This window comes from Bacillus cereus group sp. BfR-BA-01316 (assembly GCF_022664195.1).
In the GTDB taxonomy this organism is placed as follows: domain Bacteria; phylum Bacillota; class Bacilli; order Bacillales; family Bacillaceae_G; genus Bacillus_A.
In genome coordinates this window covers 37,809-59,402 of record NZ_JAKUGX010000003.1, presented here as the reverse complement: position 1 = coordinate 59,402, position 21,594 = coordinate 37,809, and the positions used below count along the sequence as shown (strand labels likewise).

Genomic DNA, 21,594 nt, shown 5'->3' with positions numbered 1-21,594 from the left:
AGGATTCGTATAATGAACAAAGAGGACAAAATTCATGCTGAAAATGTATTAAAACATCTCTTTATAGGATCGCAAGTTGATGGCCTACAGTTTGGTCTTTCTCCAACGACTATAAAGATCCATTTTACAAATTTTGATGCTGCAGTTAATTATGATGGACAGTTATATGTCAACATCGAATCGAAATGGTGTTTATTTAATAATCCACCAGAAAAGTACCCTTCTAATGAAGATGAATTTGACGATTATTCCGAGGAAGAAAAATATAATAGAATTTTTAACATGAGAAGGCAGAAAGTTATAGACCTGCAATTAGGTAAGGAAACTCCACATTTGTTTATCTTACTTGAGAACGGAAAAATCATATTTGTAAATGGTTTTCATGACTATTTTGAATGTTGGCAAGCTGGGGTCCAATGTGAGGATTGGCTTGTAGTTGCTACACCTGGTAATGAAATTGCTACTTGGACTCCCGATGAATTTACTAATAAATAAGATGTCAGAAATCGCAATTGAAAAAGTATATCTTGCACAAGGAGCAACAGATTTACGTAAATCAATTGATGGACTAGCGACTGTTGTAAAAAAACATTTATAATTCCACTGATACGCAGAAAAATAAAAAAGAGAATGATTCAGAATTTTATTTCTAATCATCCTCTTTTTATTTTTATATTTTAACATACTGGATATGCATTAGAACCCAAATAACGTTCTTTTATAATTTGACGATGATGAAGCTCATGACCAGCGATAATGTTTGCTAATGCAAGAACCGTGACTTCAGAATTGTTCGCAATTCCCCTTTGTACCCAAGCTTCTTTATCTAAACTTTTAAGCAATTGCACAGTAGATTGGCGAACAACTGTTAAATTCTCAAGAAGATCTTGCATAAATTGCTTATCAAACGCTGCTCTAAGAACATACATATCATCGTTATATCCAGGAAGTTCTGCTGTCTCGCCTCTTGCTATGGAAAGCAATCGATATGCCATAATACGTTCAGTATCCGCAATATGACCGATTACTTCTTTTATACTCCATTTATTAGGAGCATATCGAAAATGTCCCTCACTATCAGAAATATCCTTCAATAAAAGATTCGTTTCCTTCATTTGTTGCTCTAGAATATGTATGATATCTCCATCTGGTATTAAGTTTATGTACTTTGAATAATACGGGTTATATTCATTTGCTTCTGGTCTCTTTTGCATGCTTATCATCCTTTTTATTTTATCTTTATATACAACTTGTTATAATGATATTATCATATTAATCTGAAAAATTAAATTCTAAAACAAAAGGTCCACATCCTAATCGAATGATATCTATAAAGATTCATTTATAGATATCACAGAAACTAGTACTTTCGCAACAACTAGAACGCTTGACTCTTTCAAAGCAACAATTGATATGTTTTTTCCTCCAGTATTTATCCTGTACGATTACTTAATACAATTTGACTCTTCAACGATTGGTTTAATTCAAAAGAACTACATAATAATTCAGAAAATGATTGAGAACCCCTTGGGATTTCTCCCAAGTATTTTTGTATGCTAAGTATCTTTCTATTCCTGTAACTATTTATACCCTGTTTTAGCTTTTTCTCCACGTTGTTCGCCCTACTTATGATTCTTCCCTCAGCTTGTTGATTAGAAATATAGGTGATGGAGCCCGCAGTGATTAGGATCACATTAACAAAACGACTCATTCCCAATCCTCCAACTAAACCATCTCCCATGCCCTTCCGTTACCCAAAAAGTTTCACAATATTCGTTTCCGTGAATATAATAATCAATATGAAGGTCCCGATCCCACATGTTGTTATATAGGTGAAATACATCACGTTTTGCACCAATTTCTTTAATTTGTTTTTCTAGCGTATGTTTTACATTTTCAGGTATTTGGTTTGCCACATGTGTATGAAAAATACAAATAACAGCATCTTCGCTGATTTGATCTGCAATGGCCGGAAAAAGTACTACACCGTCTCCTTCTATTAATCTTACTGATTTTTCTTTTACGAGAGCTGCTGCTTGATCAAACTTTTCAAGTCTTTCTTTATGTTCTGGCCAAATAAGCGCGCGTAACCATAAATAATCTTCTTCATCATTTAAATCGTTCACATGTAAATCTATTCCGATTCTTTCTACGACAGGTGGACTTTGTTTTAAAAAGGAGGGCTTCTTCTCCCCTTTTATTTCTGATTGTAAATGAACATTTGATTGTCTATTTCCATACACTTCTTCCGTTCCATATGAATAACGATATTGATCCCAAAACAGTTGTAATCCCGCACTTGTACCAATTTCTATTAACGCCAATGGTTTGTTCACTTTATTAAATATGTAACAGAAACTTGGATATAAATAGGCACATCGTCTTACTTCATTCGTTTGAACAAGTTTCGTTTGTAATAAAGAGATAATTTCTTCTCGATATACGTGGCAAAAATCTTTAAATTGGTAAAAGGCATTTTCAAAATTTATATCAGCATTTTCAACTAAACTTTGATAATACTTTTTTAAACTGTGCTCTTTTCCTTTTAACAATAAATAATGGACCGCACCTAATAATAAGTTCGGAACCGGTTGACCAGGTTGTGCGTAGGAAGCTAACGTAAGAACTTCCTCATCTTCAGAAATTTTTATTGATAAGTATTCGTATAAAGGACTCGATCCTTTACATTCATTTACGGAAAAACCCCGAAATAAGTTTACGACTTGTTCTTTTGTAAGCATTGGTATCCCTCCTGTTTATTTTTCAGAATAATCTTATCATTAATTTATTATTTACTCTATTTTTTCAAATTAGATGTTACAAAAATAGAATTTTACTAGTTTCCAAAGATAAAACATAAAAATAGAAATTTTTTTGGGATAACATCAAACTGGAATTCTTCTCCAAATCCCGCTTTACTACTATGCTTTTTACCCTTATGACAGAAGAATTCTATGAAATAAAACGTTAAATAGTTTAAAATTATCAGATAACACTAGATATTTTAGTCTATTAATTATTATAATAGACTATGAGATGGTTATATAATTGAGACAAAAAAGATAGATTCCTAGGTGGGGCCTAGGCGGTGTTTTCTTTTTACGGCTTAGAAATAAAAACACCTACACTTTTTTGCCAATATAGGGGATGGAGAGATTATCATGAGCAACATGCAGCAAAAAACAGACGTTATCTTAATTGGCGCGGGAATCATGAGCGCAACGTTAGGATCATTACTGAAAGAATTGGCACCTGAATGGGAAATTAAAGTATTTGAAAAACTCGCAAATGCCGGAGAAGAAAGTTCTAACGAATGGAATAATGCCGGTACAGGACATTCTGCGCTATGTGAGCTTAACTATACATCCGAAAAATCTGACGGGTCTATAGATATTGGTAAAGCTGTAAATGTTAATGAACAATTTCAACTTTCAAGACAATTTTGGGCATATCTTGTAAAGAGAAACTTAATTCGTAATCCACAAGATTTTATTATGCCACTACCTCATATGAGTTTGGTACAAGGGGAAAAAAATGTCGAGTTTCTAAAAAATCGTTTTGAAGCGCTTTCAAAAAACCCACTATTCCAAGGAATGGAATTTTCTGACGCTCCTGACACATTAAAAAAATGGCTTCCACTCATTATGGAAGGCCGTAACTCTAATGAACCGATGGCTGCAACGAAAATTGACTCTGGAACAGATGTTAACTTTGGTGCGTTAACGCGTATGTTGTTTGATTACTTAAAAAGTAAAAATGTCGAGCTAAACTACAAACATAGTGTTGAAAATATTAAACGCACGAAGAATGGTTTGTGGGAAGTGAAAGTACATGATATGAATAGTGGTAAAATCGAACATCATACTGCAAAATTCGTCTTTATCGGCGGCGGTGGCGGTAGTCTACCTCTACTACAAAAGACTGGTATTCCTGAATCAAAACATATCGGTGGATTCCCAGTAAGTGGACTATTTATGGTATGTAAAAACCAAAAAGTTATAGAGCAGCATCATGCAAAAGTATACGGTAAAGCTAAAGTTGGTGCTCCGCCAATGTCTGTACCTCACCTTGATACAAGATATATAAACAACGAAAAAGCTTTACTGTTTGGACCATTTGCTGGCTTCTCACCTAAATTCTTAAAAACTGGCTCAAATCTTGATTTAATCGGTTCTGTAAAACCGAATAACGTCTTAACGATGTTAGCAGCTGGTGTAAAAGAAATGGGATTAACAAAATACTTAATCCAACAAGTTATGTTATCACACGAAAAGCGTATGGAAGAATTACGTGAGTTTATTCCGAACGCTAAAAGTGAAGATTGGGATATTGTCGTTGCTGGTCAACGTGTGCAAGTAATTAAAGATACTGATGCAGGTGGTAAAGGAACACTTCAATTTGGTACAGAAGTTGTTAGTGCAAATGACGGATCAATCGCTGCGTTACTTGGTGCTTCTCCAGGTGCTTCTACTGCTGTTCACGTTATGCTTGAAGTATTAGAAAAATGCTTCCCAGAACGTATACTAGCATGGGAGCCAAAAATAAAAGAAATGATCCCTTCATATGGCATATCACTTACGGAAAATCCAAGACTGTTCCAAGAACTTCACGCTTCAACAGGACGCACACTTGGGTTAAATGAAAAAGAAGCTGTTCACAATTAATGAATAGATTAAAAAAACGACATAATAAAAACGTCCGATATATTCGGACGTTTTTATTATGTCTGACGAAGAAATATAGTGACTAAAATTATATCGGCGATTTTTTCAATATGCCAGCGATTCGACAAAGTATATCGATTCACTTACAATAAATGACAAATATCCATTAACTCTCAACTAGAAATTATACTTATCGATATTATCCTTTGTAAATACAACTCGTTCAGGAAGTGCGATAATACCGTTTCCTTCTGCCTCATAGTCATACCCTTGAATAGAATTTGGTTCTACTTTCACTTTGCCGATTCCTTTTACTTCAAAGCTATCCCCTACTTTTAACTTCTTCCCTTTTACAGCAATTTCATTTGCAACATACGTTGCGAGTGCACCTTGTTGTTTAACATCCCATAAACCGAATTGTTGTACTGTTCCTCGTTTTACATAATCACGCATAACATTTGGTGTTGAAAATCCTGTTACGACTACTTTTTTATCCATTTTCAAATTCTCAGCTGCTTGCGCCATCGCTGGAAGTGCTGTTGCATCTGGACATATTACTGCGTTAATATCCGGATATGTTTTTAAAATACTCTCCCCTACTGATAAAGATTTTTGTGCTTTATTTTCACTGGACTATTTATCGCTTCAACTGGAATAAACAAAATAGCGAACACATATGTTTAAGCAGTGGTCAATTGTTGAAAGGGATGAAGAGCATGTCACAGCTAAACTTTGAAGACAATTTGTTAACAAAAGTAGCTTGGTACTATTATAAAGATCAATTAACCCAGCAAGAAATTGCTTCACTTCTTCACATTTCAAGAAATAAAGTCGTTCGGTTGTTAGATAAAGCACGGACGGAAGGTGTCGTCACATTTCACGTAAAAGGTACTGGTTTGCACTGTTTAAGCATCGAACGTGACCTTATGAAAAAATTCCATCTAAAAGATGCTTTCGTTATTCCAATGCCAACTGAGGATTATTCATTTTCACTCGGAAAAGCTGCCGCACAATATTTAGAAACTCAATTGCAACAAGGAGATTTACTTGGGGTTGGCTGGGGAGAGACGATAAGTAAAATGCTAGAAAACATTCATTTTGATAGCTCTATGAATCTTTCAATCGTTTCTCTTACAGGAGGCGTAAATCACTATATTCCAAGAAATCAAAGCTATTTAAACTACATGCAAGGCGATCTTCATATTATTCCTACCCCTTTTCTAACATCTACAAACGAAATGACGCAAATTATTCTATCTGAACCGAGCGTGAAAGATATGCTTCACGTCGCTTCACTCGCTCATACAGCAGTAGTTGGCATTGGCGGTTTATCTCAAGACGCCACAATTGTGAAAGAAGAAAAATTAACACTACGTGAAATGACTTATATACGTAGTCAAAACGGGGCCGGAGATATTTTAGGGCAATTTTATAATACTGACGGAAAACAATTAGAACTTCCCCATCATAACCGTCTTATCGGCACACCACTCTCTGTTCTTCAAAATATGAAACATGTCGTTGGTGTAGCTGGCGGCACAGAAAAGATAGATGCAATTTACGGCGCCTTAAAAGGAAAATTCATTCATACATTAATTACCGATGAAGAAACTGCCCTCTCCTTATTAAGAAAGGAAGGTGACACTTAATGTCTACTCTATTAGCTTACGACGCTGGTACAGGAAGCATTCGAGCAGTTCTTTTTGATTTAAATGGTAATCAACTTGCCGTTAGTCAAAAAGAATGGATTCATAAATCAGATAGTCGTTACTCTGGTTCTATGAATTTTGATGTAATAGAAAACTGGCAGCTCGTTCAAGAATGCACGAAGGATGTTATTCAAAAAAGTAATACGTCCCCCTCTTCTATTAAAGGTATTAGTGCAACGAGTATGCGAGAAGGTTTTGTTTTATACGATAAAAATGGGCAAGAAATATGGGCTTGTGCAAATGTTGATGGCCGCGCATCAGCGGAAGTTAGTGAATTAAAACAAATTCGTTCCGAAATTGAAGAAGATTTATATAGAAAATCCGGTCAAACTTTTTCGTTAGGTGCTTTACCTCGCTTACTTTGGATTAAAAAACATGAACCAGACGTGTACAAAAACATTCATTCCTTTACGATGTTAAACGATTGGATTTTATATAAATTGTGCGGCGTACTGCAAATTGATTCTTCAAATGGATGTACGTCCGGTATATTCGATTTACAAAATAGAGCTTGGGATAACTGGGTTGCTGAGCAATGCGGTCTTACTCTAGCCTTTTCTCCAAAAGTAAATGAAGCTGGTACAGTTATCGGGAATATCACAAAACGAAGTTCTGAATTAACAGGATTACATGAAGGAACACCGGTCGTTGCTGGCGGCGGAGATGCACAAATGGCATCGCTTGGAACTGGAGTTGTAAAGCCTGAACAAACATTTATATGCGGGGGCAGTTTTTGGCAACAAGAAGTAAATATAACAAAACCAGAAACTGATCCAAATGCGGCGATTCGTGTAAATTGCCACGTCATTCCTAACCTATGGCAATACGAAACAATCGCTTTCTTCCCTGGCCTTGTTATGAGATGGTTTCGAGATGCTTTTTGCCAAGAAGAAAAAAGGCTCGCTGAAAAACTCGGTGTAGATGCTTATGAATTACTAGAAGAACAAGCGAAAGAAGTTCCTGTAGGCTCACATGGCATAATCCCCACTTTTTCAAATGTAATGAACTATATTTCTTGGCGACATGCTGCACCATCCTTTTTAAATTTAAGTTTAGATGCTGAAAAATGCGGTAAAAAAGAAATGTTCCGTGCAATAGAAGAAAATGCCGCCTTCGTTACATTCGGAAACTTGAAATTAATAGAGGCTCTCACAGGTAAATTTCCTTCTGAAGTGATTTTTGCTGGCGGCGCTGCTAAAGGAAAACTTTGGCCACAAATACTAGCAGATGTCCTCGGAATCCCTGTTAAAGTACCAGTTGTAAAAGAAGCTGCTGCTTTAGGTACGGCAATTGCAGCTGGAGTTGGCGTAGGGATTTATAAATCTATGGAGAAAACCGCCGAGCAATTTGTACAGTGGGAAAAAACGTTTGAGCCAAACGCTGAAAATCATGAACGATATAAAGGGTACTATGACACATGGAAAACAGTGTATGAAAGTCAACTTTCTTTAGCTGATAAAGGACTTACATCACATATGTGGATGGCGCCTGGTGCATTGTAACAAATTACATAAAGGAGTGAACGGTATGCTTAAAGTGAACGAAAATGATTTCTCCTATCGCTTCGGTGATAACGGGCCGAAATATTTAATACAAGGCCCGAATATCGATCTTGGCCTAGTCGTGATTCAGCCTGGGCAAGAGTTTCAAAATCATTATCATACAACGTGCGAAGAAGTCTTCTATGCGTTAGAAGGCGAAATAGATTTCTATGTTAATAACGAAAGAGTTCCGATCAAACAAGGTGATGTCTTGCAAGTTCGACCTCATGAATCTCATTATCTTATTAACCATTCCGATAAGCCTTTTAAAGCTGTTTTTATAAAGTCACCACATTTACCAAATAAAGATACAGTACAAACTGAAAATCCAACATTAACGAAGGAGTGATTTCGAATGACTTGGGGATTTAAAAATCGATTAAACACAATTTTACCTGACGGCAGAGCAGTTATGTTAGCGATAGATCACGGCTACTTTTTAGGACCAATTCACGGACTAGAACAACCGTTAGAAACAGTTAAAAACTTGCTTCCATATACAGATTCCCTCTTTTTAACGCGCGGTGTACTCAGCTCCTGCATTCCTGAAAACTGCAACACACCGATGGTTATGCGTGTATCAGGCGGGGCAACTGTAGTCGGCAAAGATTTAGCGAATGAAACAATTGTTACACCTGTGAAAGAAGCAGTAAAACAAAACGCAATTGGCGTCGGCGTTTCTGTCTTTGTTGGATCAGACTATGAAACACAAACTGTTTCAAATCTCGCAAATGTAGTCTCTGAAGCTCACGATTACGGCCTGCCAGTGCTCGGTATTACCGCCGTTGCGAAAGAACTACAAAAACGAGAAGCTCGCTTTCTAGCACTCGCCTCCCGCGTATGTGTTGAAATGGGAGCTGACATTATTAAAACGTATTACTGCGAAGGATTCGAAAAAATTACGAGCACATGCCCTGCCCCAGTCGTAATCGCGGGAGGTCCAAAACTAGATTCAATCGAAGACGCATTAAACATTACGTACAATGCGCTGCAAGAAGGCGCAATTGGGGTAGATATGGGCCGAAACATATGGCAGTCCGAACATCCTGCTGCAATGATTCAAGCGATACATGGTATTGTGAAAAATAGATTGAATGTGAAAGAAGCGCTTGAATTATATGATGATGTGAAAAATTAAGGTGAAAGATAGACCATTACACTTCAATATATACAAAGTCAATATTCTACTATAAGGTAAAGCCCATATGTTAGATTACTTGACAATCTAACATATGGGCTTTTTTACATTTTTCATTGTTCCGAATTTGATCAGGATTTCTAAAGATCGCGTACGTTCCAAACAATCTCACCGCGCTCGTCCCACGTACTGTGATGCCGCTCAAATCCTATCTTTTCTAGTACCCGGAAGGACGCAACATTCCAAGCACCTACAGTTGACCAAAGTCTGTGGCGCCCGGTAGCAATCGCAGCCTCTAGCACAGCGGATGCTGCCTCAGTCGCATAGCCATTACGATGAACACTGCGGAACAACTCATATGCAATTTCCGGCTCTTCAAGCGTGGAACGACCGATAATCAAGCCACAATACCCGATGAAATCGCCTTTGTCTCGCCTGCGAATAGTAAGAAGAGAAATACCATTTTCATATGCTCTCTTGCGCATCTCGATAAGATCGCTACGAACGGAGTCCAGGGATGGCATGTCCACACCACGTTCGCCAATTAATTTTCTCATCCAGACTGAATCGGATTCCTCCCACATATTCAGGTCAAGTCGTTCAGTTTTCAGTTGAAACGCCATAGCTTTAAATAAAGCTGTCATAGTAGCAACCTCCTATTTATGTCACTGTACTCATAATAGCTTCGCACCTCATCACCACATCAGATCGGAAACCCGGTTGATTCGTGAAATTTTATAGCAACAGTATACAAAAAATTAGTATTCTTTTATGCATAAGTAATTCCCCTACAAAATAGACCTTTTTATCAAACTTTATTTAAAATCTACAACAGTTGGTTTAAAGTGACTACACTCTCGTTCATAAATGATTTGTTTTAGATTTTCACTTATCCTACAAAACATCTTCCTCTATTTCTTAAAATAATGATAAACTCCCAATAATTTGCTGCCATAATCGGTGTATCCTTACTATATTCACGCTTAATATTTATATTTTTGGCTCTGTTAAATTTTAATGTTGAAAATTGAGTAAATTAGAGGGAAACCCAAATATAAGGGTTTCCCGTTTTTATACTTTCGACTTTTCGCTGTTAAGAGACATTTTTTAGCCAAGTAATAATTCGAAGTACCTGAAATGGTTCAAACCAAGTAATTAAAAACATCACAACGAAGAAAGAAATCAGTGATATGAATTTTAATGTTCCTTTTTCCCGTTTAGCAACTGCTATAAAACTTAGTACAATTCCAACTAAAAAAGAAATAAAACTAAACAGTACAATCGGCTCAGAATATCCATCTATTATCCAATTTAATCCGAATAATAATATCCCTACAAACATCAAGACTATTGACAATGCACTGAATTTTTTCACAATTTCACCTCCAAATATAATTTTACCATTTTAAGAATTAAACGATAATTTTTTTGTTGCATAAGAATGAACAATTACACGATAAACTTAGATAAACGTAAGCTCTCATACGTATCAATTATTTCATACACAAATGACGATAGGAGAAACTCTTTTATATTGTGTTTAGTGCTTTCGTTACTGCAACTATCAATAAATAAAAACCAAGCGCGATAGTTATCGAGATATTTTGTAACCACGCCTTTAAATCGGTCTATCCATTGTTTCATACGAGAATGGAGACCATTTACATTATAGATAAATAAAGAAGCTGTCTCACAAGTCAGATTTCTGACTAAAAGACGCTTATTTTTTACTTTGGTGTTCCATTAAATAAGCGAATAAAATGATCAAGCCCCTTCCCAAACTGGATAAGGGGCTTGATATACACCTTCAAACAATTATTCTTGATGAGTGCCATTAGGTTTTGAAACTTTTTTACCTTCTCTATAGTCAAGGCAAGAAACTTCAATTAATAATCCATTAAATATTGTAAAATAAAAGCCATAACTACTACCTCTCATTGTATAAGGTTCCTTGTCTATTTCAATGCCCCCAGCTACTAAACGATTATATGCTCGATCAACTTCACTTGAAGTTTCCACCAAAAAACCAATATGAAAAGCTTCAGGATATGTAACGTCTTTTTTCCCCTTGAACGCTTTTGGATCACTTAACACAAGTATAAATCCATTCTCATCACTCATCACTACAAGTGCCTTTCCCTTTTGTTCCAAAAATTGAAAATCAAAAAATGTTTCAAAAAAATGTCTAGCTTCTGATAAATCATCAACACAAAGATTCAAATGGTTCAACCTCATTCACTCATCTCCTTATAAACAGGGATTATACAGAAGTATATTGACCCATATAGATAACACTTGAATGTTTAAGGGCAGGAATTCAAGTGTTCAGTCTACAACTATTTTTTAACAGTCTAATACTTTTTTCTATAGTCTAGAACGTTTTTTTAATGCCACATTTGGAATACAATGAATGAAATTATATGAACAATCCGACACGGAATATCACTTTACTGATAAAGATTGAGAATCGTAGTAGCCCTATTGTTTATTCTCCAAATTGGTTAAAACCCACTCAATCAAGAAAATTGCTGAAGAAATCCGCTCTGTCGTATCCCCTAAGAACACTTTATTAAGTAACTCATCAAAATTAGTCGGTCTAATAGGTAATGCTTGAATATACCTTAAAACAGCTCCAGCTGGAGGGGCTGGCTTATTATTAATAGCCCATATTCCCTCTAGCAATGTCCACATTGATGTGTGAACTATGTATGAAGCTTTTAACTCATCTTTTGCTTTCAAAGCAGCCTGAATTTTAATAAGCGAACTATTTAACCAATGAGAAATGCCTTTTACTTTATCACTAGAAACAGAATAATTTTCATATTTATGTTGAGCTATTTCCTTTAACCTTTCCAACTCACCGTTACTATCAAATACAATTTCCCCTTCTAAAAAAGAGTATAATTCCATTGAATTATTTTTAAAGTTTAATTGAATTTGATTAAAATTTGCATACTTATATTCAATTAAAATACCTTCTCTCATTTCTGAATGAAAATCCTTCTTTTGTCCATTCTCTAAAAGAACATATAAGTCTAAATCGGATTCGGGGTATGCGTCACCTCTTGCGATAGATCCGATGAGCATTAATCCATTTACCTTATACATATATAAACTTTCATTTAATATTGTTTGTACCAATTTTTTATGTTTTTCATATGTAATGAATGAAAGGTTTTCTTTCATTTATATCCCCCTAGTACTAAAAAAGAGGATACATGTTAGCTTCTACAACATGTATCCTCTGCTTATATTATTACGACTTCTGATAAGCCGATTTCGATGATTTCACATAATAAACCCCGTGCTCAACCTTAATGATATGATCTGGTTTTGGCTTACCGCGGCCTGCTCTATGCCCAGCTAAGTGCTCTTCACTCGTTTCCCAGTTCTTCCATGCTTCTTCAGATTCCCAGCGAATCATAACTACAACTTCTTCATCTCCGCGTCTTACTTTTTTTACGAGAACACTTAAGTCGATGAATCCTTCAAATTTTTCAATAATTCCTTCTCCAGTGAAACGTTCTACAACTATATTAGATGTACCTTCTTTTACTGTAAATGTCTTTGTTTCGATAAACATATATTCCACTCCCTCTTTGTAATACGAATACTAGTATTCTTCTATTATAATTGATTATGATAATTATTTTCAATTAAAAAGTTTCTAATTTTTAGAATTATGCTGATTTCTCCTCAATCGCCTCATCTAAAAATTTGAAGTACGGAAGCAATATTCCTATTAAAGACGTGACACATATAATCGAACCGATAATAAAGTATAGCACTCTCACTCCCCACATTTCACTCAGTATTCCCCCTAATAACACACCTAATGGCATAGCCGATCGTATGAAAAATAATCGCACTGAAAATACTTTTCCTATCATATTGTTCGGGACTGTTTGCTGGCATATCGTCGTGTTGTGGACATTGAAAAATGCAATACATATACCTGCAATTACTTCAATTATTACCGCGATTATAATACTATGATTGAATCCTAGAGAAATGTATGTGAGGCCCCCTATAAACAATCCTCCGAGCATAAGTATACGCCGACTTTTATATGTTACTTTTCCGACTAGTATGGATCCCACTACATAGCCAAGCGGGAAACCTGCCATAAAATAACCGTATTCAGCATATCCTGCTGAAAGTTCGTCTTTTATATAAGGAAGATTCGTAACCATCGTTACCCCTACTCCAAACTGTACGAAAGTAAGAAATACACTGAGCCAAACGATTATTGGTTTTGTAAAAAAGTATGTAAAACCGTGAAGAAACTGTTCTAGCCACGTTTTTCTCAATTCTTGTTTTACTCTTTTTTCTTTTATGAAAAGTAACAATCCTCCACTAATGAATAGACAAACACATACGAACAACATTGTTAATTTGATTCCAATGAATTTAATAACAATGCCACCTAATACTGGCGCAAGAAACATCATAAGACGGGTCATTCCATCTATATACGCATTTGCATCTTGAAGCTGCTCTTTACTTACAATGCTCGGTGTAATTGCTTGACTGGCGGGTGTATAAAGCGGCGTAATGAGCCCTATTATAATTTGAACGACATACACGTGCCAAACTTCTATACTACTAGTAACTAACATGACTAAAGGTAGTAAGAAAACAGATGCCCGTATCCATTGTGAAAAAATCATAATCCACTTTCGGCTCCATTTATCAATAAATGGGCCACTTATTAGTTGCAGTATGAGAGACGGGATAAAATATAATAACCACATACTGCTTAATGCTGTTTTCGATCCTGTTAACTCATATACAAGTATCGAATTACATAACGTCCCGAAAGCCCCGCCTAATTCTGAAATCGCGCTACCAATCCACATATAAAAAAACGAACGATTTTTCAATACACTCTTCACTATAGCTCACCAACTTTTCTATTAAATTCCTCCCTTTATGTACATTCTCGTTGTATATTATCTATTCAAAAATGTATCTAATTCTTTCGCTAACGACTGCACTGCTTTCTTTCTTAATACATATTTCCCGTCATATATATCTACTAACTTCGCTGAACGTAACAATTTCAAATGATGGTGTACTGTCGATTTACCAAGTTGCAGTCTTTCTGTAATTTCCTGCAATGTACGTTCTTTTTCAAACAGCACTTTTACAATTCGTAATCTCGCTTCATCCCCGAGCGCCTTATGTTTATGAACTAAAAAATAATTCGGTTCATATGGATCTTCAGGATGTATGCTTTCGTTCGCGACTGGATAATGAAATACTTTCGTATCTTCAATATCCGCTTCTATATTCCACGGTCTGTACGTCATTTGCGGGATAAGAAGTACGTGATGGACACTTGGCTCTGGCATATAGTTCACTCCACCAGTCGCCCACTCGACAAACTCTTCCGGTTTCATCTTTTTATTCATTTCATTTTTCGCTTCATAATCTCGCTGTAGTATAGAAACAATTTCTTCTGCCTCTTTTTTAACAACACTGTCATACCACCCTGTCATGACGGCGATTAAATGCGTTTTTAGTTCGCGCACATCGACATGACATACAAACTCTATATACGTAGAAAAAAACTGATGATCATGTGTCAGTTCCTTTAGTTCATGTATTACAGCTACTTCTCCGCTTGCTGCTAAACGTCTTTTTTCTTCATACTTCTCTCCTAAAAACGGTAAACATATATACTTTAAATCTTCTTCTGAAAGTGAATCGATATTTGCAATAAACTGTGATAGATCCTGAAAATCTCCCTCATACAATAACTGAAGCAATGCTTTCCATGTATTATTTCCTTCTACAAACTGTAAATGCTCTCTCATCTCTACCGATAATGATTGTCTAATTTCTTCCCATTCGCTTTGAGATTTTTCAAGCGTGTCGATTAACCTCTTATGAGTAATTGCCGCAATGCCAAGTGCACATTCGAAAAGTATCGAATACCTCATTTGAACGTTGTACGTTTCCCTCTTTCTGCTCGTTACGTGAAAGACTTCCATTTAATCCCCTCCTTATTTTCTAAGTATTGAATTCTATATTTATCGAATTATACCTTCTAATTTTTTAGAATTTTAAAACCTTCCGAAACTTTATATTGCTACAAATTTTTAAACTTAAGCTGCAGTTGATTTCCTTGTTCAACTATGAGGCAGGTTTATTGAAGAGAAAGGAGAATTTATTACATTTAGAAAAATGATTTAGAAAGCATAAGTTTATTTCTGCAATTACTACAACGACGCCGTATTGTTCTTTTAAAAACTTCCAAACATCAATCAGATGATAAGTAGGTACGTTTTCTCTAACACTTATTGTTGGTCAATTTCATAGTTAAGGAGGCTATACGAATGAGTAAAAAAGAAATGTTGCAAAATGGAGTCAAGCAAGTTTTTTACGAAGAAGAATGGTACCCACCGATATCAGAAGCGTTAAAGAATCTTACTGCTGCACAAGCATGTTGGCAACCAGAAGGAAAGGCCAGTAATACGATTTGGGAAAATGCAAACCATTTACTAACCTTTAAAGAGCGCTTACTTTCCCGCTTACATCAAGATGATACATTTGTTGCTCCACAAAATAATTATGACACGTTTTTCCAAGGTGGACCTAATGATGATGATGATGCTTGGCAACAGACAGTGAAGCGCACGCTTCAAGTACATGATGCCTTACAATCTTCATTAACATCCCTTCAAGAAGCAGAACTGGATCAACCAAGTCCTTCTCTACCAGTTTGGCAACAATATCTGAATATCCTTTTGCATGATGCTTATCATACAGGACAAATTATACAACTTCGTAAACTCCAAGGTTCATGGCCAGCTCATCGTTCATATTTATAAACGATGATTAAAGATGATAGACAAGCATATGATTCTACATTTAGCAGAATAAGTACAAAAAAAGCAAATGAGATTCTAACTCTCATTTGCCTTTTTTGTATACTGGCGAAACATCCTACAATGAATTATTAACCTTAATTAAAACTCAACAAAGAATGTTCAAATTGATAAAGTAAACCTTTAATCAATGGGATTTTGTCCATCCCCCACTAATTATTAACCCAAACCAATTGGGCATTTCCGGGCCATTATCTCCCACCTCACTTCCTCGCATTCGCCGCATTTTGAGGTAGGAGTCTTACCGCCCATTAATACAATTCATTCACACTTATTAATTCATCTGCGCATCGTTCAATAGCCCTATTATTTCACTCAACATTTCTTCTGTAAAAGCACCTGCGCTAAAGTTCACTAATGCTCGTAATGGCATATAGTTCAGCATAGCGTCCATCATTTCAGAGGCATCACTATCCCCTTCAGTCATACTACCAAACGGACTGTCTTTTAATGCTTTTTCCATAAGCCCTTTTGCGATTGGTGCTAAGATTTGGTTCGTAAATATGTCCCCAAGTAAAGTATTACGATGCACCGGTTTTTGAATTATGGTCGTTGATTGAACATACATGCTATCATGTAAAACGATCTCTTTTGAAGACTTTCCTACTAAAATTTCAAATTCACCTGTTTCAACATGCCAGTCCTTTAATTCAACATTATAATAAGCAAATGATCTTTTATTTAAAGTAAAGTTAACCGTTTTTTCTTCTCCCGGCTGCAATTCTACTTTTTCAAATCCTTTTAGCTCTTTTTCAGGACGAATCATACTGCTTTCAACATCTTTTATATAAAGCTGAACAATTTCTTTCCCTGCCGTACTACCAGTATTTTTCACGTTAACACTGATAGAAACAGTGTCCGTATCCGTTATCTCTTTCTTATTTATTGAAAGATTACTATACTCAAAGTTTGTATAGCTTAAACCAAAACCAAATGGGAACAACGGTTCAATATTTTTTGCATCGTAATAACGATATCCGACGAACACACCTTCTTTGTATTCTACTTTGTCACCTTCACCAGGGAAGTTTAAGTAAGAAGGATTATCGCTTAACACTTTCGGGAATGTTTCCGCTAATTTCCCGCTTGGATTCGCATCACCAAATAATAAATCAGCAATCGCTCCGCCTAATGCTTGTCCACCTAAATAGCCTTCAAGTATTCCTTTTACTTTACCTATCCATGGCATTTCAATTGGAGCACCGTTACTTAAAACTACAACGATATTACTTTGAACTTCAGCGATCGCCTCAATTAATTGCACGTGATTTTCTGGCATCTGTAAATGCTTTCGATCAAAGCCTTCAGATTCATAACGATCTGGAAGTCCAACGAAAAGGACCGCTGTATCTGCTCGCTCTGCTATTTTTTTCGCTTCATTAACCATGCTTTCATTTACATCATCACTTGCAATATCATAACCTTGTGCAAACAATATGTTCGTTTTTTCACCTGATACAGTTTCAATTTCTTCGAGAATACTTTCAAGCTTTGTTGGGTTAATATGAGAGCTTCCGCCACCTTGATATCGTGGTTGCTTTGCAAAGCCTCCAATTACCGCTATCGTTCCCTCTTTTTTCAGCGGAAGAATGGAATCTTCATTTTGTAACATAACCATACTTTCACTTGCAGCTTCTCTTGCAAGCTGATGATGCGTGTCCTTACTATACACAGCGTTTTCTAATTGGTTATCATAAGCTTTAAAAATAATGTAAAGTAGACGCTCTGCTGCTTGATCAAGCTTTTCTACAGCTAGCTCACCACAGTTAACTGCATCAACAATTTTCTTCTCACCAATTCCAAAGCTTGAAGGCATTTCTAACTCCAAACCGTTCGCTAGACTTGCAACACGCTCATTTACTGCACCCCAATCAGAAACGACAAAACCTTCAAATCCCCATTCATCTTTTAAAATATCATTTAATAAATAGTTATTTTCCGAAGCGTATTCACCATTTACCTTGTTGTATGCGCTCATTACTGTCCAAGGCTGTGCTTCCTTAATGACATCTTCAAAGCTAGCAAGATAGATTTCACGCAATGTTCTTTCATCAACAATTGCATCTACTGACATTCTGCGATGCTCCTGATTATTAGCAGCGAAATGTTTTAATGACGTTCCAATCCCTTGACTTTGTACGCCTTTAACATGGTTTGCAGCCATTTGTGATGATAAATACGGGTCCTCTGAAAAATATTCAAAGTTTCTTCCGCATAGCGGCGAACGTTTAATATTTGCACCTGGTCCAAGGAGAACTCCTACATTTTCAGCCTGACATTCTTCTCCTAATGCAACTCCTACTTGTTTTATTAATTCTTTATTCCATGTACTTGCTAATCCTACTGCTGATGGGAAACAAGTCGATGGAATACTATTATAAATCCCTAAGTGATCTGCTCCCTCTGCCTGTTTTCTAAGGCCGTGTGGTCCATCAGTTACCATAATGGAAGGAATGCCCAATCGCTCAATCCCTTTTGTATTCCAAAAGTCTAATCCAGAACATAGACTTGCCTTTTCTTCTAATGTCATTTGTGAAATGATTTTCTTAATATCCCTTTTCATGATAGCCCTCCTAAAAATAATTAAGTAAACGCTTTCTTAATGTTATTATAGTTATTTTTTTTTAGATATTATGGTATATTTTTTAGAATACTGGTAAAAATTTTAGCTGATTATAAATATGGTTACTATGCAGAATAAAGGAAAATATTTGAGTGTATTAAACAAGGGAAAAAGGATGTTTTAATTAAAAATCTAAGGAGACTACCTGAATCAGGAGATCTTGGGGTGTTATCAAAAACAAGTCACTTGCGAAGCCAGAAAAATTCTGCTATCGCAGCATTTTTGAAAAAACAACGCTAAGCAAAAAAATGCAATAAGCTACCCATATGGACAGCTCAGTTACATAATTATCGTTATTCAGAAGTAAATCCATTATTGGAATTAAATGTATTTAGAAACATAGAAAAGTCCCTTCAAATCTTCTTCTGAAGGGACTTTTCATTTACATAATCTTCAAAAGTGAAGCGGAGTTCATTTGTAAAGATAACATTTGAATAATTGTTTTCATAACAGCATCTTCTTCATTAGAGAGGGTAATAAAATTCGCAGCATCCTTTAATTCTTGAACTGCATTTCGGACAGCAAAGCTATATGTTGCGCGAGTCATGAGTTCTAAATCATTGTAACCATCTTCAAAGGCCATTGTTTCTTCAGGAGTAACATTCAATAAACGCTGCAAGTATTCAACGGTAGTTCCCTTATGAACATTGGCATTTGCTATATCAATCCAAGCTGCTTCAGAAGCAACAATATAAGCCGACTCAAAAAACGGAGATAGTCTTTCTCTGGTCTCCATACATCTTAACAATGGGTCGTGAATAGTGATTTTAATGAAATCATCTGTTATTTCATTAAAATCAGAGACTTGTTTTACTTGCGCATAGGACTTTCTGACAATAGCCGCTTCTTCATGAGAGATGTTTTCTTTTATTATCTCACCGTTTCTTGTACAGGCAATAATGGTATGTTCTAAGCTCACTTTCTCAAGTAAACGAATAATTTCCAATCCTAAATTATTGCTTAGTAGAGATTCATAAACAAATTTTCCGTTATTCTTGATTCTAGTTGCGCTATCCCCTAAAATCCATAAATCATCTGAATCATTGCCAAATAACTCTTCTACACGTTCACATTGTTTACCAGTAACGGGAGCGAAAACAACACCTTTTTCTTTCATAATCTTTTTTACATCCTTGTACAGTTCCCTGTTAAAATCACCACTATTATTCAAGAACGTTCCATCCATGTCAGTTAACACTAATTTAATCACTAGATGCCCTCCTCCAATGCTAAATAATTTCATCATATATTAACGATTACATAAAGCTTAAAAGTCTAATCCAGAACATAGACTTGCCTTCTCTTCTAATGTCATTTGTGAAATAATTTTCTTAATATCTCTTTTCATGATAGATAGCCCTCCTAAAAAATAATTAAGTGAACGCTTTCTTAACGCTATTATAGTTATTATTTTTTTGCTGTTATGGTATATTCTTTAGAATACTTGTAAAAATTTCAGTTAACTATATATATAGTTACTATACAAAACAAAAATGACCTACTCTCGCATTGGCTGATTTTTAAAGAATTGAGGTAAAAATAATGAATTGCTCCAAACTAGAAGATTTATATTATATTTGTAAGCTAGTCTTTGACATACATAAAACACCTATCTTTTTCATTGATAACAAAGGGAATTTGGCATTTGAAATCTCGCCCGATTTTCAGTATAACCCGTTGTATTCTTCAAAAGAGGCGTTATTTAATCAACTATTTAGGGGAAATCCACCCTATACTTTTCCGGTACTTGAAGAGACTGCCTTTCTCGAAAATTTTTTCTCAATTAACTTACGTTTAAACGATCAACTGAGTGGGAATATCATCGTTGGACCAGTCCTTTATTCCAGGTTATCAGAAACTTCAATTAAAGGAATCGTTAATGATCTTCAACTAAAAATAGACAAAGAAGAAATGATTCGATATTATCAATCTCTCCCCGTCTTAAGCAATTTGCAATTTTTAAATATAAGCATGATTCTTTATTACATGCTGTATCAACAAAAATTAGAGATTGCTGATATTTTGCAAAAAAATATACTGTTAAAAAAGGATGATTTTGAGATTGAACAGCCCGATATACATATATCGGAGCAACGTCAAAGTACATTAACTCATATCGATCCACTAGTTGAAAGGAAAATATTTGAGTGTATTAAGGAAGGAAAAAAGGATGATTTAATTAAAAATTTAAGAAAATCACCTGAATCAGGCGATCTTGGGGTGTTGTCAAAAACAAGCCACCTGCGAAGCCAGAAAAATTCTGCCATCGCAGCAATTACACTTGCGACAAGGTCGGCTATAGATGGTGGACTATTCCCTGAAATCGCATATACCCTCAGTGATTTATTAATTCAAAAACTCGAAGAAATAAAAAAAAGTGAAGCCATTTCCCCATTTTTAGAGAATGCTCTACTTGAGTTCTCAGAACGAGTTAAAAACGGGAAAATGCAAAAACATTTAAAGCCTATAAACATATGTCAAAATTATATATTTACTCATCTTTACGAAGATATTACACTATCCCATCTAGCAGAAATAGTCGCATTAAATCCTAGTTATCTATCTTCCCTTTTCAAGAAAGAGGTTGGAATTTCATTAGGCGAATATATTCAGCGTGCTAAGATAGATGAGTCAAAAAGCTTAATGACCTATACAAAACATTCTATATCAGAAATCTCCACACTATTAAATTTCCATGACCAAAGTCATTTTACAAAGGTCTTTAAAAAACATACTGGTATTTCACCTAAACAATTTAAAAATGGATACAGTTATTAGTTTAGAAAATTTTATCATACTTCGAATAATTGTTGTCCTTCGTTCTACCAATAGATTTATTTTGTTGCTTTACATTATTAATACATATCCTTTATAAAGCGAAAAAACATTAATTTTTAGTACATAAATTGAAATAGATTGATCCCAAACATAATTTACATTCTTCATAACTTCTGATCATAATCCAAATTTGGAAGAATAGGGGCTTTTTTATATACAAATAATAAAGTGAAACTTTAATCAGTGGG

The 21,594-nt window shown here is 35.4% G+C and carries 21 protein-coding genes and 3 pseudogenes; 10 read left to right on the top strand and 14 right to left on the bottom strand.

Features of this window, described 5'->3' with window-relative positions:
* Positions 1-12: 12 nt before the first annotated feature.
* The gene (locus tag MR071_RS03405) at positions 13-495 is read left to right on the top strand and encodes a hypothetical protein (RefSeq protein ID WP_105585055.1); all 483 of its coding nucleotides are present in this window, start codon (positions 13-15) and stop codon (positions 493-495) included.
* Positions 476-598 carry an IS66 family insertion sequence element accessory protein TnpB gene (locus tag MR071_RS03400; protein ID WP_242234926.1) on the top strand — a complete coding sequence of 41 codons (123 nt, stop codon included), beginning with the start codon at positions 476-478 and terminating at the stop codon, positions 596-598. Before MR071_RS03405 ends, MR071_RS03400 begins: the two co-directional genes overlap by 20 nt.
* Before the next feature lie 79 nt (positions 599-677).
* On the opposite strand, the gene MR071_RS03395 is transcribed toward MR071_RS03400, so the two are convergent.
* The 3 genes from MR071_RS03395 to MR071_RS03385 all read right to left on the bottom strand — a co-directional run bounded on the left by MR071_RS03395 (position 678) and on the right by MR071_RS03385 (position 2,741).
* Complete coding sequence (locus MR071_RS03395; protein WP_242234924.1) at positions 678-1,214, bottom strand: DinB family protein; 537 nt, start codon at positions 1,212-1,214, stop codon at positions 678-680.
* A 218-nt stretch (positions 1,215-1,432) separates the two neighbouring features.
* Entirely contained in the window at positions 1,433-1,711 is a 279-nt protein-coding gene (locus tag MR071_RS03390) for a hypothetical protein (protein ID WP_242234922.1), read from the bottom strand.
* On the bottom strand, positions 1,695-2,741 hold the full coding sequence (locus MR071_RS03385; RefSeq protein ID WP_242234920.1) for a DUF2332 domain-containing protein: 1,047 nt from the start codon (positions 2,739-2,741) through the stop codon (positions 1,695-1,697). Before MR071_RS03385 ends, MR071_RS03390 begins: the two co-directional genes overlap by 17 nt.
* Before the next feature lie 420 nt (positions 2,742-3,161).
* Between MR071_RS03385 and MR071_RS03380 the strand changes: the two genes are divergently transcribed.
* Positions 3,162-4,664 carry a malate:quinone oxidoreductase gene (locus MR071_RS03380; protein ID WP_242234918.1) on the top strand — a complete coding sequence of 501 codons (1,503 nt, stop codon included), beginning with the start codon at positions 3,162-3,164 and terminating at the stop codon, positions 4,662-4,664.
* A gap of 177 nt (positions 4,665-4,841) precedes the next feature.
* Here MR071_RS03380 and MR071_RS03375 read toward each other — a convergent pair.
* A pseudogene (locus MR071_RS03375) lies at positions 4,842-5,291 on the bottom strand (substrate-binding domain-containing protein); the annotation flags it as partial.
* 89 nt (positions 5,292-5,380) lie between these two features.
* Here MR071_RS03375 and MR071_RS03370 point away from each other — a divergent pair.
* The 4 genes from MR071_RS03370 to lsrF are packed head-to-tail and all read left to right on the top strand — an operon-like array spanning position 5,381 to position 9,052.
* On the top strand, positions 5,381-6,313 hold the full coding sequence (locus MR071_RS03370; protein ID WP_242234916.1) for a sugar-binding transcriptional regulator: 933 nt from the start codon (positions 5,381-5,383) through the stop codon (positions 6,311-6,313).
* Positions 6,313-7,875: an autoinducer-2 kinase gene (gene lsrK, locus MR071_RS03365; protein WP_242234914.1), complete on the top strand. Its 1,563-nt coding sequence runs from the start codon at positions 6,313-6,315 to the stop codon at positions 7,873-7,875. The genes MR071_RS03370 and lsrK overlap by 1 nt, the downstream gene beginning before the upstream one ends.
* 25 nt (positions 7,876-7,900) lie before the next feature.
* A complete protein-coding gene (locus tag MR071_RS03360; RefSeq protein WP_242234912.1) occupies positions 7,901-8,263 on the top strand; it encodes a cupin domain-containing protein in 363 nt (120 codons plus the stop codon).
* Between the two features lie 6 nt (positions 8,264-8,269).
* Positions 8,270-9,052, top strand: coding sequence for a 3-hydroxy-5-phosphonooxypentane-2,4-dione thiolase (gene lsrF, locus MR071_RS03355; protein ID WP_105585063.1), 783 nt, complete (start codon positions 8,270-8,272; stop codon positions 9,050-9,052).
* Positions 9,053-9,192: 140 nt separating this feature from the next.
* Here lsrF and MR071_RS03350 read toward each other — a convergent pair whose 3' ends face one another.
* The 8 genes and pseudogenes from MR071_RS03350 to MR071_RS03315 all read right to left on the bottom strand — a co-directional run bounded on the left by MR071_RS03350 (position 9,193) and on the right by MR071_RS03315 (position 15,048).
* Positions 9,193-9,696: a GNAT family N-acetyltransferase gene (locus MR071_RS03350; protein WP_242234910.1), complete on the bottom strand. Its 504-nt coding sequence runs from the start codon at positions 9,694-9,696 to the stop codon at positions 9,193-9,195.
* Positions 9,697-10,145: 449 nt separating this feature from the next.
* A complete protein-coding gene (locus tag MR071_RS03345; RefSeq protein WP_242234908.1) occupies positions 10,146-10,427 on the bottom strand; it encodes a hypothetical protein in 282 nt (93 codons plus the stop codon).
* 74 nt (positions 10,428-10,501) lie between these two features.
* Positions 10,502-10,726 (bottom strand): annotated as a pseudogene (locus MR071_RS03340) (IS1595 family transposase); the annotation flags it as partial.
* Between the two features lie 141 nt (positions 10,727-10,867).
* A complete protein-coding gene (locus tag MR071_RS03335) occupies positions 10,868-11,287 on the bottom strand; it encodes a VOC family protein (RefSeq protein ID WP_242234906.1) in 420 nt (139 codons plus the stop codon).
* 243 nt (positions 11,288-11,530) lie between these two features.
* The gene (locus MR071_RS03330; RefSeq protein ID WP_242234905.1) at positions 11,531-12,238 is read right to left on the bottom strand and encodes a nucleotidyltransferase domain-containing protein; all 708 of its coding nucleotides are present in this window, start codon (positions 12,236-12,238) and stop codon (positions 11,531-11,533) included.
* 70 nt (positions 12,239-12,308) lie between these two features.
* Positions 12,309-12,635 carry a heme-degrading monooxygenase HmoA gene (hmoA, locus tag MR071_RS03325; RefSeq protein WP_142395788.1) on the bottom strand — a complete coding sequence of 109 codons (327 nt, stop codon included), beginning with the start codon at positions 12,633-12,635 and terminating at the stop codon, positions 12,309-12,311.
* A gap of 97 nt (positions 12,636-12,732) precedes the next feature.
* Positions 12,733-13,947 carry an MFS transporter gene (locus MR071_RS03320; RefSeq protein ID WP_242234903.1) on the bottom strand — a complete coding sequence of 405 codons (1,215 nt, stop codon included), beginning with the start codon at positions 13,945-13,947 and terminating at the stop codon, positions 12,733-12,735.
* Between the two features lie 57 nt (positions 13,948-14,004).
* Entirely contained in the window at positions 14,005-15,048 is a 1,044-nt protein-coding gene (locus tag MR071_RS03315; protein WP_242234901.1) for an ArsR/SmtB family transcription factor, read from the bottom strand.
* A gap of 345 nt (positions 15,049-15,393) precedes the next feature.
* Between MR071_RS03315 and MR071_RS03310 the strand changes: the two genes are divergently transcribed.
* Positions 15,394-15,888 (top strand): DinB family protein, encoded by a 495-nt coding sequence (locus MR071_RS03310; RefSeq protein ID WP_242234898.1) that lies wholly within the window; start codon positions 15,394-15,396, stop codon positions 15,886-15,888.
* 331 nt (positions 15,889-16,219) lie between these two features.
* On the opposite strand, the gene MR071_RS03305 is transcribed toward MR071_RS03310, so the two are convergent.
* Positions 16,220-18,508, bottom strand: coding sequence for a glycoside hydrolase family 3 C-terminal domain-containing protein (locus tag MR071_RS03305; protein WP_242234896.1), 2,289 nt, complete (start codon positions 18,506-18,508; stop codon positions 16,220-16,222).
* A 138-nt stretch (positions 18,509-18,646) separates the two neighbouring features.
* On the opposite strand from MR071_RS03305, the pseudogene MR071_RS03300 reads away from it, so the two are divergent.
* Positions 18,647-18,787, top strand: a pseudogene (locus MR071_RS03300) (helix-turn-helix domain-containing protein); the annotation flags it as partial.
* 163 nt (positions 18,788-18,950) lie between these two features.
* Here the strand turns inward: MR071_RS03300 and MR071_RS03295 are convergent.
* Entirely contained in the window at positions 18,951-19,778 is an 828-nt protein-coding gene (locus MR071_RS03295; protein ID WP_242234894.1) for an HAD family hydrolase, read from the bottom strand.
* 332 nt (positions 19,779-20,110) lie between these two features.
* Between MR071_RS03295 and MR071_RS03290 the strand changes: the two genes are divergently transcribed.
* Positions 20,111-21,346 carry a helix-turn-helix domain-containing protein gene (locus tag MR071_RS03290; protein WP_242234892.1) on the top strand — a complete coding sequence of 412 codons (1,236 nt, stop codon included), beginning with the start codon at positions 20,111-20,113 and terminating at the stop codon, positions 21,344-21,346.
* Positions 21,347-21,594 lie beyond the last annotated feature (248 nt).